The following is an 18,745-nucleotide window of genomic DNA, read 5'->3' on the forward strand; positions in this document are numbered from 1 at the left end:
GCTGATGGCGCGAAACCTACAGCCCTAACTTCTCTCGCACAATCGCCTGAACCGCCTGCGGGTTGGCCTTGCCACCCGTCGCTTTCATCACCTGTCCGACGAACCAACCGGCAAGGTTGGGCTTGGCCTTGGCCTGTTCCACTTTGTCGGGATTGGCGGCGATGACCTCATCCACGGCGGCCTCAATTGCACCGGTGTCTGTGACCTGTTTCATCCCACGATCTTCCACGATCTGGCGCGGGTCCCCGCCTTCGGACCAGACGATCTCGAAAACGTCTTTGGCGATTTTGCCGGAAATCACCTTTTCTCCGATGAGATCGATGATCGCGCCCAATTGTTCGGCGTTCACCGGGCTGTCGGCAATGGCGACCCCTTCTTTGTTGAGTCGGCCAAACAGTTCGTTGATCGTCCAGTTGGCGGCCAGTTTCCCATCACGCCCCTCGGCGACAGCATCAAAGAAGTCGGCTGTCTCTTTTTCGGCGACGAGCACGGAAGCGTCGTAAGGCGTGATCCCATAGGCCTCGATGAAGCGGTTTTTCTTGTCGTCAGGCAGCTCTGGCAGGTCGGCGGCCAAGGCATCGACGAAAGCCTGGTCGAACTCCAGCGGCAGCAAGTCCGGGTCCGGGAAATAGCGGTAATCATGCGCTTCTTCCTTGGACCGCATGGATCGCGTTTCGCCTTTGACGGAGTCGAACAGCCGCGTTTCCTGATCGATCGTGCCGCCATCCTCCAGAATCGCGATCTGGCGGCGCGCTTCATATTCAATAGCTTGGACGGCAAACCGCATGGAGTTGACGTTCTTGATCTCGCACCGTGTGCCAAGAGGTTCGCCGGGACGGCGTACCGAGACATTGATATCGGCGCGCATGGAGCCTTCTTCCATATTGCCATCGCACGTGCCGAGATAGCGCAGGATCGAGCGCAACTTAGTAAGGTAGGCCCGCGCTTCTTCGGATGAGCGGATGTCCGGCTTGGAGACAATTTCCATCAGCGCGACGCCAGACCGGTTGAGGTCGACAAAGCTCATCGTCGGGTGCTGGTCGTGCAGCGACTTACCGGCATCTTGCTCCAAATGCAGACGCTCGACGCCGACCTGGAAGGACGAGCCGCCAACAAGATCCACCGTTACGATGCCCTCACCCACAATTGGGTCGAGGAACTGCGATATCTGGTAGCCCTGCGGCAGATCTGGATAGAAATAGTTTTTGCGGTCGAACACCGAGCGCAGATTGATTTTGGCGTTGAGACCAAGGCCCGTCCGCACTGCCTGCTTCACGCACTCCTCATTGATCACCGGCAGCATGCCGGGCATCGCGGCATCGACCAAAGAAACGTTCGAATTGGGCGCAGAGCCGAACTGCGTCGATGCGCCGGAAAACAGCTTTGAGTTGCTGGTCACCTGGGCATGAACTTCCAGGCCGATGATCAATTCCCAGTCGCCGGTGGCTCCGGGAATGAATTTAGCCGGATCAGCTTCGCGGACGACGGTGGGGGTTACATGCTCGTTCATGACGGTCTTTCTTGTGCCGAGCGTTCAGGGGTTCGTCGGCAAGGCGTGAAGTTAGTTCGGTTCAGATCGGATCGCCTTGGCCCAGCGTTTTAAGGCGTAAAACCCAGCCGCGCCAATGCCAAAACAACCGGCAACGACCAAGAGTGACGCGTTGGCATCGCCCTGCCCTCGGCTGGCATTGATGGCAACCAAAATGAGCAATAGCACCGCCGTGACGGCCATCAGAACGGCCAGAATGCCGGCGAAGACGTCCAGAAGCATGCGCGAAAGCGGCAAGGTGCTCATGCGGCTGGCTCGGGCTGAGGGCTTGCCATTTTGTCTTCTTCGCGCTCGATCGCCAAGTCGATCATGGTGCGCCACAGCGTTTCGGTTAGGTCTGGATCAAATCCCATGCCTTCAGCCTGAGCACGTGCGTTGGCCACGACCTCTTCCACCCGGTCACCGACACGCGCCGGCATCGCAAGCGCTGGCTTCAGGTCGGCGGCGCGATCGATAAACGCGAACCGCTCGGCGACCAGCGACACAAGCATCGGATCGAGCGTGTCGATACCGATGCGCACGTCGGCCATGGTTTCTGCCGCTGCGGCGTTCGGGCGGTGCAGTTGCTTGCCAAGTAGGGCCCGCGGATAGATGACACCCGGCACGCTCTCGGCGCTGCAATGCCTGTCAATGTTGAGCAGCGCATAGCCGTGCGTGCGATAAAACCGCATGGCGCCCGTCTTCTCAGCGTGGGTTGTCAGCCACGTGCAGCCAAGGCCAGAGGCCTTAACCTGAGCTTCGGCAGCTGTCAGCAACATTGCCCCGATGCCTTGGCCATGGTTGAACGGGTCGATCCAAAGGTCTTCGATTTCGCCACTGTTGGGATTGACCTTCGTCCAGCCGACGGTATCGCCAGCATGCTCGGCCAGCAAAATGCTCTCACCGGTTTCACCAACCCAGTGCGGCACAGCATCAGGCCCCGTCTCAGGCGCTTTGCCAAAACCCGGCAGGTCTTGAGCAAAGCTCAAAAACGATGCCACCCCCACTTCGATGAGGCGGGGCACATCCGCTTTGTCCGCAGGCCGTAGTGTGAGCGGGAATATTCCCATGCCCTACCACCATCGCTTCGGCGCAAAATGCCCGGCGTGCTTTTCGATCACCGACCCAACCGTGAACAATGTCTCTTCATCGAAGGGCCGACCAATGATCTGCAGGCCAAGCGGCAAGCCATCCTTACTGAGACCTGCAGGCACCGACATCCCTGGCAGGCCGGCCATGTTCACCGTGACGGTGAAAATGTCGTTCAGATACATTTCGATCGGCGAAGCCGTTGCCATCTCGTTGATCCCAAACGCCGCGCTTGGCGTGGTGGGGGTCAAGATCGCATCAACGCCATCGGCATAGACTGTTTCAAAGTCCTGCTTGATCAGCGTGCGGACCCGCTGCGCCTTCTTGTAATAAGCGTCGTAATAGCCTGCCGAAAGCACATAGGTGCCGATCATGATACGGCGCTGAACTTCCTGGCCAAACCCAGCTGCGCGCGTGTTCTCATAAAGCGCGGCGATATCCGATCCAGGTTCGCGTTTGCCATAGCGAACGCCGTCGTAGCGCGCCAAATTGGACGACGCTTCGGCGGGGGCCACGATATAGTAGGCAGGTAGCGCATATTTGGTGTGGGGCAGTGAGATATCGCGGATTTCGGCGCCTGCGTCCCGCATCCATGCGATGCCGGTCTGCCAAAGCTCTTCGATCTCATCCGGCATGCCGTCCATGCGGTATTCCTTGGGAATACCGATGACTTTGCCTTTGATCGACTCGCCGATAGCCGTCTCATAATCAGGCACAGGAAGATCAACGCTGGTCGTATCCTTGGTGTCCACCGATGCCATGCTTTTGAGCAGAATGGCTGCATCACGCACATCGCGAGTGATTGGCCCTGCTTGGTCAAGCGATGAAGCAAACGCCACGACACCCCAGCGCGAGCATCGGCCATACGTCGGTTTTACCCCGACTGTGCCGGTCAAGGCTGCCGGTTGGCGAATGGATCCGCCGGTGTCGGTGGCCGTCGCACCGGCGCAGAGCCAGGCGGCAACGGCGGCCGCTGAGCCACCGGATGATCCACCTGGGACCAGATCGGCGTTGGAGCCTGTCGATCGCCACGGGTTCACGACCGGGCCATAGGCCGATGTTTCGTTCGACGAGCCCATCGCAAACTCGTCCATGTTCAGCTTGCCGAGCATGACCGCACCATCGTCCCAAAGGTTCTGGGTGACGGTCGATTCGTAGCGCGGCTTGAAATCGTGCAGGATGCCGCTGGCAGCCTGTGTGTGAACGCCCTTGGTCGCGAACAGGTCCTTGATCCCGAGCGGAATGCCTTCCAGCGTGCCGCCCTCGCCTGCCGCGAGTTTTTCATCGCTGGCTTTGGCCATGGCGCGTGCCTGATCGGGCGTTTCAACGATGTATGCATTGAGCTTTGCGTTGGCGGTCTCAATGGCTTCCAGATAGGCATCTGTCAGCTCCAGCGCGGAAAACTGTTTCTCGCCAAGGCCTTCGCGCGCTTGTGCGATGGAAAGGGTGGTCAAATCGGACATTCTATCAGTCTTTTCAAAACACGATCGAGCACAGCACGACGCTGCTATTCGACCACACGCGGGACCATGAAGAAGCCGTCTTCGCTAGCCGGCGCATTGGCAATCACATCATCGCTTATGCCGCCATCGGTCACAACATCGGCGCGCAGACGCATTTTTGTCGCAACAACGGAGGTCATCGGCTCAACATTTTGCGTATCGACTTCGTCGAGTTGCTCGACAAAGGCCAAAATGGTGTTGAGTTCTTCACGCATCGGCTCGATGCGGTCATCCTCAAGCCGGATGCGGGCCAGATGTGCAATGCGGCGCACGGTGTCACTGTCTACGCTCAATGGAGTAAACCTTGGTTCGGCACGCGAGAGTTGGCTGCGTGCACAGACTGCAGGAAAATACTGGCAGGGTGATAGCGCGCGTCCCAAATGGGTTCAAGCGACGTTGAAGTGGTGATACGTCACAGGAAAGCGACCGCGCGAGGCTATCGATTCCTCGTGACAGCCTATCTTCGACAAGCAGCAGACAACGAAAAGAACAAAACCCCATGCCGCATAGCCAACACTCCACCTTGCAAACCCGCGACGCCGGCGAAGCGGTCGATGCGCTCACCGAGCTATACAATGATGAGACGGCGCGTCTGCGCGAGGCGTTCTACGAGCACATGGATGCCTTGGGCGAAAAGACCAAGAAACGGTCGGGGTATGGGAAGGTGCGGGGATTTTATCCGTTTGTACGGCTGGCAACGCAGTCTTACGCGGAAGTGGATTCGCGCCTTGCCTATGGCCATGTGACCCGCCCTGGACGCCACGAGACCACGATCTCGCAACCGGAACTCTATCGAACCTACCTTTTGGAACAGATCGGTGCGCTGATCGAGAACCATGATGTGCCGGTCGAGGTTGGCCTGTCCGATACTCCGATCCCGATCCATTTTGCCTTTCCCGATGGAATGGTGATCGAGGGTGATGGAACATTCGAGGACGACAGGCCGCTGCGCGACTATTTCGATGTGCCTGATCTCGGCATCACCGACGATGCGATCGTCAACGGCGTCGCGCCATCGCTCCAGAACGAGCCCTATCCGCTGGCGCTGTTCACCGCGCCGCGCACCGACTACTCGCTTTACCGTCTCAAGCACTACACGGCGACACCGCCTGAGGCGTTTCAGAACTTCGTTCTTTACACGAACTATCAGTTCTATATCGATGAATTTATTGAATTTTCAAAGAAGGAACTATCCAATCCTGACAGTGCCTACTCGCATTTTGTCGAGCCGGGCGGCCGGACGAGTTTTAACGTCCGCATGGGGCGTGAGCCTGAGGGCGAGGTCGCCATGCGCGTTCCGCAAATGCCCGCGTACCACCTTTGCGCCGGTGAGCATGAGGGCATCAGCATCGTCAACATCGGTGTTGGACCATCCAACGCGAAAACGATCACCGATCACGTTGCTGTTCTGCGTTCCCATGCCTGGCTGATGCTCGGCCACTGCGCAGGCCTGCGCAATTCGCAGCGTCTTGGCGACTATGTGCTGGCCCACGGTTACGTGCGCGAAGACCATGTTCTGGACGCTGATCTGCCGCCATGGGTGCCGATACCGCCACTTGCCGAGGTGCAAGTGGCCCTTGAGCAGGCTGTCGCTGAGATCACCGATCTTTCCGGTTATGAGCTGAAACGCATCATGCGTACCGGAACCGTCGCGACAATCGACAATCGGAACTGGGAATTGCGCGACTTTTTGGAGCCGGTCGAGCGGTTCTCGCAGTCGCGTGCCATTGCGCTGGACATGGAGTCGGCGACGATTGCGGCAAACGGGTTCCGCTTTCGCGTGCCCTACGGCACGCTTCTGTGCGTTTCCGACAAGCCCCTACATGGCGAGTTGAAGCTTCCAGGTATGGCAAGCGCGTTCTACCGCACGCAGGTCAATCAGCATTTGCAGATTGGCATTCGTGCGATGGAGCTTCTGCGATCCATGCCCAGTGAACGGCTCCATTCGCGCAAACTGCGCAGCTTCTCTGAGTCAGCGTTCCAGTAAGTGGCTGCACCGCAACAGTTTTTCGATGCGCAAGCCTTTGTCGATCAATCCGGTGGTTCGGGCGCGTTGCTTGGCCTTGATCCCGGAACAAAGACCATTGGCGTTGCGATAAGCGATGTTGATTGGGGCTTGGCAAGTCCGCTCACCACGATCCATCGCTCCAAGTTTCGAAACGATGTCGGCGCGCTCATCGAAATCATTGAAAAAGAAGATGTACGGGGCCTGGTCATCGGCATGCCGTTCAACATGGATGGGTCCTTGGGTCCGCGCGCCCAATCCGTGCGCGCGTTCCGTCGCGGGCTGGCCGAGCATATCGATTTGCCGATGCTGTTCTGGGATGAACGCCTGTCCAGCGAAGCTGCCGCTGACTCTTTGCGCGCCGCCGGTGTGTCCAATCGCCAACGCGAAGCAACCATTGATGCCGCGGCAGCAGCGCACATTCTATCCGATTGCTTGCCCAAACTGCGCAGCCTCACGAATCGGTAAGCATTCCGGTTTACCCTGAGGCAGACGAGGTGCGCTTTGCGGCGCTCCCGGGGTGTAAGTGTGTACGGGATCGGAACTATGAGCGGATTGTCGTTGGCCGACATGCGCCGAATAGGCGCGGAGCGCAATCAGACAGGAACGCAAGACAAACCGTCGAACGGGAGTCTGCTGTCAAAACTGCCATTCGCGCGTGGTGACGGAACGTCGAATCCAGATGTCTCACCTGTCTCGCACCTTGCCCGTTTGGCCGGATCGAAAGGTCGATCAGGAGAGTCGCCTGAACCCGCGACGACGTCAGAGCTGGTGTCAGAGCCCGCCGCTGCCGGCGTTCTAGCCGGTGATGCTCCAACCAACTTTGCGTCGACTAGACCGTCAGCCGGCGACACGTTTTTGCGCGCCGAGGCGAGCAAACCTCTGCGTCAGATCGTGGTGCGGCATGTGGGCATTGGTGGTGTGGTCGGCGCAGCTGCCGGAATCGCGGCAACTGGCGTTCCGCTTGCCGCTCCTTTCGGTGGCGTGCTCGGCGCTGCGGCTGGAAACTATGTGGGAAAACGTTCGCAGCGCATTGCCGCCGACACCGCCAGGGCCCTGCCCCTGAAAGCCAAGCAAGCGCCGGAATTGTTCGAGGCCGTGCGGTCAGCCTGCGGTCTGGTGGAATGTTCTGAAGGATCGTTGAAAATCGCGGTCGATCAGTCTGCAGGCTTGCGTGCGACCGCAACCGGTGGCTCAAGGCGCTCCACACCAAAAGGGTATTTGGTCACGATTGGCTTTGCTGTCCTGGCAGGTCTTGCTTTGCGGCAGATCGAAGCGCTTGCGGCGCACGCTCTTGTCTGTGCCAGACGCGAGGCGGAGAACGAAACGGTTGATAATGAAACGCTTGCTCGTCTAGCTTCGCTCAAATCGTCTTTGGGCGAGCGATCAAAGCTGATCCGCCTCACCAATCTCAATGGTGTCCAAGAAACCGAGCATCAGGCCCAGCGGGCCTATGGCCAGGCTCTAGAATCCCATATGCGCGAGGCCGATCGATTGGCAGCGCGCTACGCTGGACCGCAGGTGCTTGTTGAAGCGTTGTTGGCGCAGGGCCTGCTTGCCGCCCGGTTCTGGCAGGACGGCTTAGCCGGACAATCAAGTGCTGAGTCCGTCGCGGCCTTGCGTTCGGGGTATGCTGCAGCGGAATTGGATAGTGCCTTGCATTTCATCGCGGATCATCGCCAACCGAAGCATGACGAGGTCCGCTTTGGGCTGCCGACCATGCTGTTAGAGCGCATTGCCGGTCTCGACACGTCCTGCGCCGTTCCCGTACTGCCCGCCGAGGCGCCCGTGCTCGAAACCCTTACTGACTCTGTCCAGAAGGCGGTCACAAAGCGCATGCTTGCACCGGAAGGATCACGGGTGAGCGACTCAGCCGACCAAGATCCGGTGATACCAAAAGCCGCCAAGACCAAGACAGCCAAAGCAGCGAAAAAATCGAAGAAAAAGCCGGCAAAACCTTCGGCGGAGACAGCAAGCACATCGGCGGTGCGCTCGAAAGGTTTGTTTGGCCTGCTCTCGCGCGGCCGCGGCGGAAAAGACGTCTTGCCTGCGCTCGACCCGCATCACCATCCGCTCTACCACGCCGATGAACTCTATAAGAATGATCCGGCCCTCGGCCTGGAAGCCTATCAAGCTCTGGTTGATGCCAACCCACGCTGGGCGTTGGCGCGGCTTCGGATGGCTGAGGCGCAAATCGAGATGGGGATTCCCGACTGCGTTGCCAACTTGATGACCTGCGCCGATCGCCTGCCGAGCGCGCTCCCGACCATACTTGACCGACTGCAAAGTGCGCTGGCGATGGTCAGCCCGCTTGAAGAAGAACCACTGCGCCAAGCCGTTACAAAGCTGCAAAATGATGCCGCAGCCGTCGCGCAAGAGCGCGCTGAAATCGATCTTGAAAAGCTCTCCGATTGCACGCTCGACGCCCCGGATCGTGAGACGCTGTCTTCGCTCTTCAGTCACTCCCCGGGGCTGCGTGAAGTCTGGGTGCTCGGCGCACCGTGCGTCTACATGCCCGAAGTTCCCCACCATGCGATCCTAGGCCTTGCCCCACGTATGTCGGCGGAGGACGCCCATGCGCTTGCCATGGCGCTTGCCGAGCATGCCGCTGTTAGCGGCACGGTTGCCGTCCACATCGAGACCGGCACACCGCGCGGCGCACTTGGCGATACGCTGGCGACCTATCCATCGCTGTGGCGCGCCTCGCGGGGTTAGCCGGCAGCTTTGGGTGGAAATCTCATCAGGTGGTCGGCAAAGCCTTGCCGCCGCCTGGTCTGGGGTCTATGACCCAGCTTTATGACAGCAACCAGCAATGCCGCGCTTGACCGACCAGAAGCCCCGCGTTTCGGTCACCGCCATTTGCTCGGCATTGAAGGCCTGCAGCCCCACGACATCTCTGCGTTGCTCGATCTTTCCGAGAAGGCGATTGACGTCAGTCGCCAAGTCGAAAAGAAGCTCTCGACGCTTCGTGGCCGCACGCAAATCAACCTCTTCTTTGAAGCCTCCACCCGCACGCAATCCTCCTTCGAACTGGCGGGCAAACGCCTTGGCGCCGACGTCATGAACATGTCCGTCGCCTCCTCATCGGTGAAGAAAGGCGAGACATTGGTGGATACCGCGGCGACGCTGAACGCCATGCGGCCTGACATCATTGTTGTTCGCCATCATGCGGCCGGTGCGGTCCAGCTCCTAGCGCGCAAAGTCGGCTGCTCGGTGATCAACGCCGGTGACGGCGCGCACGAGCATCCCACGCAAGCGCTTCTCGATGCTTTGACGATACGCAGGCACAAAGGATCGCTGCAGGGGCTGATCGTGGCGATTTGTGGCGACATTCTTCATTCGCGCGTGGCCCGATCCAACCTCCTCCTTCTCCACGCCATGGGTGCGCGCGTGCGGCTATGCGGACCTTCGACTTTGATGCCTGCCGAAATTGAGCGGCTTGGATGCGATGTGTATACGTCTATGCCCGACGCATTGGATGGCGCCGATGTCGTCATGATGCTGCGATTGCAGCGCGAGCGCATGCATGCCGCTCTCATCCCATCAACACGCGAGTATTTCCGTTATTACGGCCTTGATGCGGCCAAACTGCGCTTCGCCAAGCCGGATGCCCTTGTCATGCATCCAGGGCCGATGAACCGCGGTGTCGAGATCGATCCGGAAGTCGCCGAAAGCACACAAAGCGTGATCAACGAACAGGTAGAGATGGGCGTCGCGGTGCGCATGGCGGTGCTCGATGCTCTGGCGCATCATTTGCCTGGTAGCAATCTCGATCCGTCCAGCGGGGAGCGCTAGGGCATGGCCGTACGCCCCACCAAGATCAGTAATGTTCGGGTCATCGATCCGTCACGCAATCTCGATGCGCAGGGCGCGATCTTGATGATCGATGGCCGGATTATAGCGGCCGGTCCAGATGCTGTTTCGACTGCTGAACCCGATGGATGCTTGTCCATTGACGGGCGTGGTGCCGTCGCCTGCCCAGGCCTGGTGGATATGCAGGTTCGGGTCGGCGAACCGGGCGCGGACCATCTGGAGACGCTGGCATCGGCCAGCCAGGCCGCTGCCGCTGGTGGCGTCACCAGCCTTGGGGTTCTGCCCGACACCGACCCGGTCATCGATGATGCGGCGCTTGTCGACTTTTTGATGCGCCGGGCACGCGACACGGCCAAAGTGCACATTCACTCGATTGCCGCCCTGACGAAGGGCCTGGCTGGCGAGGAAATGGCCGAGATCGGGCTCCTGCAAGAGGCTGGCGCCGTTGCTTTTTCCAATGGTCGCCACCCGGTCGCGAACGCTGCCATTATGCGCCACGCGCTTACCTATGCGCGCGATTTCGGTGCCTTAGTGATCCATCACCCCGAAGACCCCGATCTGCGAGGTGCCGGCGTGATGCATGAAGGCGAAACCGCGACGCGCTATGGTCTGCCCGGCATTCCGGTGGAGGCTGAGCTTATCATGCTCGACCGTGACATTCGCTTGGCGCAACTGACCGGCGGACGATACCATGCGGCCCAGCTTTCCTGCGCAAAGAGCGTTGAAACAGTGCGTCGCGCCAAGGCCGCTGGCGTCATGATGACCGTCGGCGTGTCGGTCAATCACCTTTCCTTGAATGAGATCGACATCGGCATGTGGCGCAGCTTTTTGAAGCTTTCGCCACCGCTGCGCACCGAAGACGATCGCCAGGCGCTGATCGAGGGCGTTGCCGACGGAACCATTGATGTCATTGTCTCTGACCATGATCCGCAGGATGTTGAACGCAAGCGCCATCCGTTTGCCGAAGCGCATGATGGCGCCATCGGTTTGGAAACGCTTCTGCCGGCGGCGCTGCGATTGGTTCACAATGAGCATCTGAGCTTGATACAGCTGGTCGATAAGCTCTCGACTACACCGGCGCGCATACTTGGTCTCAACGCTGGCACGCTAAGACCAGGAGCACCGGCCGATGTTGTGGTGTTTGATCCCGATGAGCCCTGGGTCCTTGATCGCCACGCCCTCTATTCGCGATCCAAGAACACGCCGTTTGAAGACGCACGCTTCTCTGGTCGCGTTAAACTCACATTCGTAGGTGGGCGGAAGATCGCCGAGCGCCGCGAGGATGGCGCGATCGATGTTGCTGCCTGACGCTTGAACGCGCTACCGTCTCCATCACAGTTTGAGGTCTGATCCATGCCCGATCCCATCAATCTGGCGGCGTCGGCGCCGTTTTTCTTGGCGGCGTTTCTGTTCGGTTATCTGCTTGGCAGCATTCCCTTCGGCTTGCTGCTATCCAAAGCGGCCGGCTTGGGCGATGTGCGCTCGATCGGTTCAGGAAACATTGGGGCCACCAATGTTCTTCGGACCGGACGCAAAGATGTCGCCGCAGCAACGTTGTTGCTGGACGCGGGCAAAGGCTTCGCTGCCGTCTTGCTTGCCGCTCAATTTGGGCCTGGGACGGCAGCCTTGGCCGCCATTGGTGCGCTGGTGGGCCACTGCTATCCGATCTGGCTGAAATTCAAGGGTGGCAAGGGCGTTGCCACATTTCTCGGTGTGGTCCTTGCGCTTTCTTGGCCGCACGCATTGCTGTTCGCCGTGGTTTGGCTGGCGATGGCGTTTGCGTTTCGCTTCTCGTCGCTGGCAGCGCTGGTCGCCAGTCTGTGCGTTCCAGTGGCGGCCTTTCTGTTGCCCGAAGGCTCCTTGTTCGGAGCTGCGGCCCTGGGTGAAGTGACGGCAATCATGGTGGCGCTCGTCTGGTGGAAACACCGCGCCAACATCGCTCGGTTGATCCGAGGCGAAGAATCCAAGATCGGCGGATCCAAGTCCGAATCCAAGAGCAAGAGCGAGACCTAGATGGCCGAGGGCTGGCCGACGTTATCGGACGACCAGCGGCTCGCCTGGCTTCGCCTCATTCGAACGCCACGCATCGGGCCGGCGCTCTTTCAGGACCTTTTGAACCTTTATGGCAGTGCACAAGGCGCGATCGATGCGTTGCCCCATATGAGCGCCCGGCGTGGCGTGCGGTTTCAGCCCGCCGATGCAGACGCCATTGAGCGCGAAATGGTCGATGCTGCGAAACTCGGCGCCCGTTTTTTGGTCTGTGGGGAGCCGGGTTATCCGCCTGTTCTGACCCACACACCTCGGCCTCCACCGATACTTTGCGCGCTGATGAAGTCTGCCGAAGTTTCGGCCAAACCAACGGTGGCTTTGGTTGGCGCCCGCAACGCCTCGGCCGGTGGCCTGGCACTTGCCAAGAGGATGGCCACTGACCTCGGGAAAGCTGGCGTCACGGTGGTGTCGGGGCTGGCGCGCGGTGTTGATGCGGCGGCGCATCTGGGTTCCGTGGAGACCGGTACGCTCGCCTTCACCGCTGGTGGTCTTGCCCGCCCCTACCCACCAGAGCACAGCGATCTCATGGCGCGCATCGCCGACACCGGCGGTGCTGTCTACTCGGAAATGCCGCTCACCTGGGTGGCGCGGGCGCAGGATTTCCCCAAACGCAACCGCCTCGTGGCCGGCTCTTCACTGGGCGTCGTGATCGTCGAAGCTGCCAAACGCTCCGGCTCTTTGATCACGGCACGGCAGGCCGGTGAGCTTGGCCGTCTTGTCATGGCGGTCCCAGGGTTTCCACTTGATCCACGCAGTGACGGGCCGAACAGCCTTATTCGCGACGGCGCGACGCTTGTGACCAACGCTGATGATGTCTTGGAAGAAATCGGGCCACTCTTGTCGCAGCCGGCCAAGTGGGAACCGCCCAGCGTCCAATCACAGTCATCGGGCGACCAATTGCCGCTTCTGCGTGAGGATAAGGAACTGCGAGCGGAGTATGAGCCGGTTGATGCCGAAGGTCAGCAGGCCATTGAGCAGGCCATGGGGTTTTCGCCGATTACAGCGGATGTGTTGATTGAATCGACGGGTCTTCCGACGGCGCAGGTGCGCGTTTGGCTCGTGGAGAATGAACTTGTCGGCCGGATTGTTCGATCGGCCGGCGACCGTTTTGCCTGGAGCCCTGAGAAAGCTGGCGATAATTACGCCTCGCCCTAGGGATCCGTGCCAAAGTGCCAGCCTAGCGACAGCGGTCACGCTCGCGAATGTCATCATTGGCCTGTTCACGCGCCATGGCGATCATGAGACCCAACACATCAAGCCGGTTTTGCTGGGCAAGGGATTCGAGTGGTTGCAGCATTTCGGCGATGTATTCGGCTACGTCATGAGACTTGGCGGTGTTGTCCATGGTTGCGGTGTCATCTTCTGTGCGCACAAGCCGTAACGGAAAAGAAAGAAGACTGGTTGTCTCCTGTTCTTCGTTTTTCTCTTGATCGCGCCCATCGTCACTGTCGTAAATGTTGGGCCTGTCGTTAGGATTTCGCACCAACTACCCTTTCCTAAGCGCCCATGGGGCATTTGCGGAATTACCATTCACTGGTTGTAGTTTTCGTATTCTAACAGCTAAATATACACGTTCAAGTTGTATATCTTCACTTATAGCGATCTCTTTTCGTTTCTTGCTCTGTCTTCGCGCACTGGCTCGGCATTAGCACTCAGTGACGGGTTGTCGACGTCCTGCTTGACGAATGCCGTTTGACAAGTGCAAGCCCCATACTCATGTTCCAGCCAATCGCGACGTCGGTTCGTCCGGCCGCCCGGCGCTATCCAACAGCGCTGAAACCATCATCTACCTTCTTGCGTGAGAGTGAAGCCACCACATGGATCTCGTCATTGTGGAATCGCCTGCTAAGGCGAAAACCATCAACAAATATCTTGGGCCGAACTACAAAGTTCTGGCATCGATGGGCCACGTGCGCGACCTGCCGTCCAAGGACGGATCGGTGGATCCGGAGGATGATTTTGCCATGCGCTGGCAAAACGATGCCGGCAAATCAAAGACGATCAACGATATCGCGCGCAGCGTGAAAGAGGCTGACCGTGTTATCCTGGCCACTGACCCTGACCGGGAAGGTGAAGCGATCTCCTGGCACGTCTTGGAAATTCTCAAAGCCAAGAAGGTTCTGAAGGACAAGCCGGTGGAACGGGTTGTGTTCAACGCCATCACCAAGAGCGCCGTGCTTGAGGCGATGGAAAACCCACGTGCGATCGATGGCCCGCTTGTCGATGCCTATCTGGCGCGGCGCGCGCTGGATTATCTGGTCGGCTTTACGCTTTCTCCCGTGCTCTGGCGCAAGCTCCCCGGTTCACGCTCGGCTGGTCGTGTCCAATCGGTTGCGCTGCGACTTGTGACGGAACGCGAAACCGAGATCGAAGCCTTCGTTCCGAAGGCCTATTGGACGATCACTGCGCACCTCAAAAACGGTAGCAACGCGCCTTTTGAGGCGCGTCTGGCATCCTATGACGGCACCAAATACGGTCGGCACGATCTGACAGATGCCAACCTGGCTGGCTCGATCAAGAGCATGCTTGAGCAGGCCGATATCTCGGTCGCCAAGGTCGAAGCCAAGCCTGTGCGCCGCAACCCCTATGCGCCGTTCACGACGTCCACATTGCAGCAGGATGCCTCCTCGCGCCTTGGTATGTCGCCGAGCGTGACCATGCGGATTGCCCAGCGCCTCTATGAGGGCACGGAGATCAATGGCGAGACCGTTGGTCTGATCACCTATATGCGGACCGACGGTGTTCAGATGGCCCCTGAAGCCATTCGGTCGACGCGTAAGTTGATTGGCGAGAAATTTGGCGCCAAGTATCTGCCGGACTCGCCGCGTCTTTACTCCTCAAAAGCCAAGAACGCCCAGGAAGCGCACGAGGCTATTCGGCCAACCGAGCTTTCGCGCACGCCCGAGGACGTTTCGCGCTATCTGGATGCCGATCAGGCCAAGCTCTACCGCTTGATCTGGGCGCGCACGATGGCAAGCCAGATGGCGGCATCGGTCTCTGAACGCACCAGCGTTGATTTGGTCGCCTCCCAAGGCGGTCATACCGCCGAGTTGCGCGCCAGCGGTTCGGTGATCACCTTTGATGGGTTTTTGGCCGCTTATGACGTCGGCACCTCGTCAAAGGATGATGACGATAAGCGTCTGCCGGCGATCACCGAACGCGACAAGATTACCCATGAGACAATCGAGGCGATCGAAAAGTTCACTGAGCCGCCCGCCCGCTTTTCCGAGGCAAGCCTGGTGAAACGGATGGAAGAGCTGGGCATCGGCCGCCCGTCCACCTACGCGGCGACCCTCGCTGTGCTTCAGGATCGCGATTACATTGAAGTCGAGAAACGGCGCATCTTTGCAAAGGACAAAGGCCGGCTTGTCACAGCGTTTTTGGAAGCCTTTTTCAAGCGCTACGTGGAGTATGATTTCACCGCATCTCTGGAAGAGGAATTGGACAAAATCTCCGCCGGCGAGCGCGACTGGCGCGATGTTCTGCGCGCTTTCTGGACGGCCTTTTCAGCCTCTGTGGACGAGATCTCCGAACTTCGTATCACGCAGGTGATCGACGCACTCAACGATCTGCTCGGGCCGCACATTTTCCCCGATAAGGGCGATGGATCAGACCCACGCAAATGCCCGGCCTGCGAAGATGGCCAGCTGTCACTGAAGATATCCCGCTACGGCGCCTTCATCGGTTGCTCCAACTATCCTGAGTGCAATTACACCCGCCAGTTGGCCGCCAACGACAATGATGGTGAGGCTCAGTCGGGTCCGATTGTGCTCGGCGAGGACACTGAGACCGGCGAGCAGATTACACTGCGTGACGGTCGATTCGGCCCCTATGTACAGCTTGGCGAAGCGCCCAAGCCCAAACGCGCCAGCCTGCCCAAAGGGTGGGATCGCGGCGCTATGGACCTTGAAAAGGCCTTGAGGCTGCTCTCCCTGCCCCGCTTGGTCGGTGCACACCCGGAATCTGGCAAGGACATTGTCGCTGGCATTGGTCGCTACGGTCCCTTCGTGCTGCACGAGGGCATGTACGCCAATCTGGACTCCGTTGATGAAGTCTTCGAGGTTGGTCTCAACCGCGCTGTCACAGTCTTGGCAGAAAAAGCCGCCGGTGGCGGTGGGCGTGGCCGTAGTGCGCCGCAGGCGCTCAAAACGCTCGGCGATCACCCCGAAGGTGGTGCAGTCACGGTGCATTCCGGCCGTTACGGGCCTTATGTGAAGCACGGCAAGATCAACGCCACGATCCCCAAGGACACCAAGCCTGAAGACGTGACGATGGAGCAAGCCATCGAGCTGATCGCCGCGCGCGCCGCCAAGGCAGGCAAAAAACCGGCGGCCAAAAAGAAAGCGCCAACCAAGAAGAAAACCACCGCCAAGAAAGCGACGGCGAAAAAGCCAGCGAAGAAAGCAGCCAGCGCGGAATGAGCGGGCTCCCCTCCGACGAGGCATTGCTGGAGTTTTTGAGCAACAATCCCGGCCAAACCGGCAAGCGCGAGGTTGCACGCGCCTTCGGTATCAAAGGTGCTGACCGCATCGCCCTGAAACAGCGCCTGAAGGCGTTGAAGGATCAGGGCGTGATCACCAAAGATGGCAACAGTTTCCGCCGCGCGGACGCTTTGCCGCCAGTGTTTCCAGCCCAAGTGGTCTCGGTTGACGATGAAGGTGACTTGATCGTCGTTCCGCGCATTCAATTGGATGGCGAGCGCGATCCGGACCAGTTTGTGCTGGTGGAAAAGAAATCCGCCCGTCGCGCGAGCTCAACCCAGTCGCCACCTGGCGTCGGTGATGTTCTGCTTGTACGGTTGATTGACGCCGCCGATGGCGAGACGCCCGGCCGGGTCCATCTCATCAAAGCCATTGGGCGCGGCGACGTGCGCCACTATGGCGTGGTGCGTATACCCTCGCGCGGAAGCGCGTATATCGAGCCGGTTGAGCGTAAGGCCGACGTGCTTCAAGTCGACACACACGATCTTGGCGAGGCCGAAGACGGAGATTTGGTGGCAGCAATTCGCTTGCCCGGTCGCGGACGAGGTCGATCGCCTAACGGCAAGGTGGAAGAGGTCTTTGGTCAGCTCGGCACCGAACGCGCGATTAGCCAGATTGCTGTGCTGCGCCAAGGCCTGCCCGATGTCTTCCCCCCCGATGTCCTCGCCCATGCAGAAGCCCTGGCCGCGGCGAAAAAAGGCTCGCGCGAAGATTGGCGTGACCTGCCGCTGATCACAATCGATCCGGCTGATGCCAAGGATCACGATGATGCTGTCCATGCCGCGCCGGACGAGGACCCAAACAATGAAGGTGGGTTCGTTGTCACAGTCGCGATTGCCGATGTCGCTTACTATGTGCGCCCGCACTCCTTGATTGACCGCGAGGCGCGCTTGCGTGGCAATTCAGTTTATTTCCCCGACCGCGTCATCCCGATGTTGCCCGAACGGCTCTCGACCGATCTTTGTTCGCTGCATGAGGGTGAGGATCGCCCTGCGCTTGCCATCCGCATGGTCTTTTCCAAGGACGGAACGAAGCGCAAGCATTCGCTTCACAGGGTCTGGATCAAATTGCATGCCGGCCTTGCCTATGAAGCCGCGCAGGCTGCGATCGATGGAACCGAGCCGCCTGAAGGCATCATCCCCTGCCCGCCTGATATCGCCGAACAGGTTCTCAAGCCGCTTTGGGCGGCCTATCGCGTGATCCATCAGGCCCGCGAACGACGCGCGCCTCTGCATCTTGATCTGCCCGAGCGCAAGCTTGTGCTCGACGGTGACGGAAAGGTCACAGGTGTGCGCGTACCTGAGCGGTTGGATGCTCACAAGCTCATCGAAGAGTTTATGATCCAGGCCAATGTGGCGGCGGCTGAACTGCTCGAAGCGAAGAAAACGCCGTGTCTTTATCGCGTGCACGACGCACCGGGCGCGGCAAAGTTCGAAGGCCTGCGGGCGTTCCTAAAAAGCCTCAACATCTCGATCGCCAGCCAAAGCTCGCTGAAGCCTGCCGATTTCAACAAAATCCTGGCACGTGCCGAGGGCGAGCCAAGCGAACAGCTGATCAATGAGATGGTGCTGCGCAGCCAGGCGCAAGCAGAGTACACCCCGGATAATATCGGCCATTTCGGGCTTAATCTGTCGCGCTACGCCCACTTTACGTCGCCGATCCGCCGCTATGCCGACTTGCTCGCGCACCGCGCGTTGCTCAAGGCTTACGGGCTGGGCGAGGACGATGCTTTGGCGGCCGACCATGAGGTTCTTTCCCGTCTTGGCGATCATCTGTCGGGTACGGAGCGTCGGGCTATGTTGGCCGAGCGAGAAACGACCGATCGACTGGTCGCAGCGTTTCTTGCCGACAAAGTTGGCGCACGCTTTGACGGCCGGATCACCGGCGTTGTAGGCGCCGGATTGTTTGTGCGTTTGGCGGAAACAGGCGCCGACGGGTTTGTGCCGGTTTCTCAATTGGGCGCGGACTATTTTTCGTTCGACGAGGCCCATCAGCGGCTTGTTGGGTCAGCCACCGGGATTACCTTTCAATTGGGCGATGCGGTTGAGGTACGCTTGGTTGAGGTGGCGCCGCTTGCCGGTGCCCTTCGCTTTGAGATGCTGAGCGAGGGTAAGAGCGGGAAACCAGTGAGCCGTGGCGGTCGTGCCGGAAAAGGCGCCAAGGGGTCCTCCAAGGGAGCTAAGGGTGGCCGCAAGGTTCCTGGAACGGCCCGCAAGCGCAGCCAGTCACCAGCCTCCCATGCCCGCAAGGCCGTTCGCAAGGCCAAGGGCAGGTAAAG

The 18,745-nt window shown here is 59.6% G+C and carries 15 protein-coding genes; 9 read left to right on the forward strand and 6 right to left on the reverse strand.

The window, feature by feature from the left end:
• Nucleotides 1-16: 16 nt before the first annotated feature.
• Genes gatB through gatC form a run of 5 tightly spaced genes read right to left on the reverse strand, consistent with a single transcriptional unit; the run spans nt 17 to nt 4,412 of the window.
• Complete coding sequence (gene gatB / locus JJ917_04525) at nt 17-1,510, reverse strand: Asp-tRNA(Asn)/Glu-tRNA(Gln) amidotransferase subunit GatB (GenBank protein ID MBO6698078.1); 1,494 nt, start codon at nt 1,508-1,510, stop codon at nt 17-19.
• A gap of 51 nt (nt 1,511-1,561) precedes the next feature.
• Nucleotides 1,562-1,795 (reverse strand): hypothetical protein, encoded by a 234-nt coding sequence (locus JJ917_04530; GenBank protein MBO6698079.1) that lies wholly within the window; start codon nt 1,793-1,795, stop codon nt 1,562-1,564.
• Nucleotides 1,792-2,598, reverse strand: coding sequence for a GNAT family N-acetyltransferase (locus JJ917_04535; protein MBO6698080.1), 807 nt, complete (start codon nt 2,596-2,598; stop codon nt 1,792-1,794). Before JJ917_04535 ends, JJ917_04530 begins: the two co-directional genes overlap by 4 nt.
• Nucleotides 2,599-2,601: 3 nt before the next feature.
• Entirely contained in the window at nt 2,602-4,080 is a 1,479-nt protein-coding gene (gene gatA, locus JJ917_04540) for an Asp-tRNA(Asn)/Glu-tRNA(Gln) amidotransferase subunit GatA (protein MBO6698081.1), read from the reverse strand.
• Between the two features lie 44 nt (nt 4,081-4,124).
• Nucleotides 4,125-4,412, reverse strand: coding sequence for an Asp-tRNA(Asn)/Glu-tRNA(Gln) amidotransferase subunit GatC (gene gatC, locus JJ917_04545; GenBank protein ID MBO6698082.1), 288 nt, complete (start codon nt 4,410-4,412; stop codon nt 4,125-4,127).
• A 206-nt stretch (nt 4,413-4,618) separates the two neighbouring features.
• Here gatC and JJ917_04550 point away from each other — a divergent pair, with 206 nt between their 5' ends.
• From JJ917_04550 to JJ917_04580, 7 genes are all read left to right on the forward strand, one after another.
• The gene (locus tag JJ917_04550; protein ID MBO6698083.1) at nt 4,619-6,106 is read left to right on the forward strand and encodes an AMP nucleosidase; all 1,488 of its coding nucleotides are present in this window, start codon (nt 4,619-4,621) and stop codon (nt 6,104-6,106) included.
• Nucleotides 6,107-6,592, forward strand: coding sequence for a Holliday junction resolvase RuvX (ruvX, locus tag JJ917_04555; protein ID MBO6698084.1), 486 nt, complete (start codon nt 6,107-6,109; stop codon nt 6,590-6,592).
• A gap of 78 nt (nt 6,593-6,670) precedes the next feature.
• Nucleotides 6,671-8,839, forward strand: coding sequence for a hypothetical protein (locus tag JJ917_04560; protein MBO6698085.1), 2,169 nt, complete (start codon nt 6,671-6,673; stop codon nt 8,837-8,839).
• An 81-nt stretch (nt 8,840-8,920) separates the two neighbouring features.
• A complete protein-coding gene (locus JJ917_04565; GenBank protein MBO6698086.1) occupies nt 8,921-9,919 on the forward strand; it encodes an aspartate carbamoyltransferase catalytic subunit in 999 nt (332 codons plus the stop codon).
• Between the two features lie 3 nt (nt 9,920-9,922).
• The gene (locus JJ917_04570; protein ID MBO6698087.1) at nt 9,923-11,245 is read left to right on the forward strand and encodes a dihydroorotase; all 1,323 of its coding nucleotides are present in this window, start codon (nt 9,923-9,925) and stop codon (nt 11,243-11,245) included.
• Between the two features lie 45 nt (nt 11,246-11,290).
• Complete coding sequence (gene plsY / locus JJ917_04575; protein MBO6698088.1) at nt 11,291-11,950, forward strand: glycerol-3-phosphate 1-O-acyltransferase PlsY; 660 nt, start codon at nt 11,291-11,293, stop codon at nt 11,948-11,950.
• Nucleotides 11,951-13,141, forward strand: coding sequence for a DNA-protecting protein DprA (locus JJ917_04580; protein MBO6698089.1), 1,191 nt, complete (start codon nt 11,951-11,953; stop codon nt 13,139-13,141).
• A 22-nt stretch (nt 13,142-13,163) separates the two neighbouring features.
• Here the strand turns inward: JJ917_04580 and JJ917_04585 are convergent, their stop codons facing one another.
• Complete coding sequence (locus tag JJ917_04585; protein MBO6698090.1) at nt 13,164-13,469, reverse strand: hypothetical protein; 306 nt, start codon at nt 13,467-13,469, stop codon at nt 13,164-13,166.
• Nucleotides 13,470-13,803: 334 nt separating this feature from the next.
• Here JJ917_04585 and topA point away from each other — a divergent pair, with 334 nt between their 5' ends.
• Complete coding sequence (topA, locus tag JJ917_04590; protein MBO6698091.1) at nt 13,804-16,407, forward strand: type I DNA topoisomerase; 2,604 nt, start codon at nt 13,804-13,806, stop codon at nt 16,405-16,407.
• Nucleotides 16,404-18,743 (forward strand): ribonuclease R, encoded by a 2,340-nt coding sequence (rnr, locus tag JJ917_04595; protein ID MBO6698092.1) that lies wholly within the window; start codon nt 16,404-16,406, stop codon nt 18,741-18,743. The genes topA and rnr overlap by 4 nt, the downstream gene beginning before the upstream one ends.
• The last annotated feature ends 2 nt before the right edge of the window (nt 18,744-18,745 follow it).

The sequence above is a fragment of the Hyphomicrobiales bacterium genome, from assembly GCA_017642935.1.
In the GTDB taxonomy this organism is placed as follows: domain Bacteria; phylum Pseudomonadota; class Alphaproteobacteria; order Rhizobiales; family MH13; genus MH13.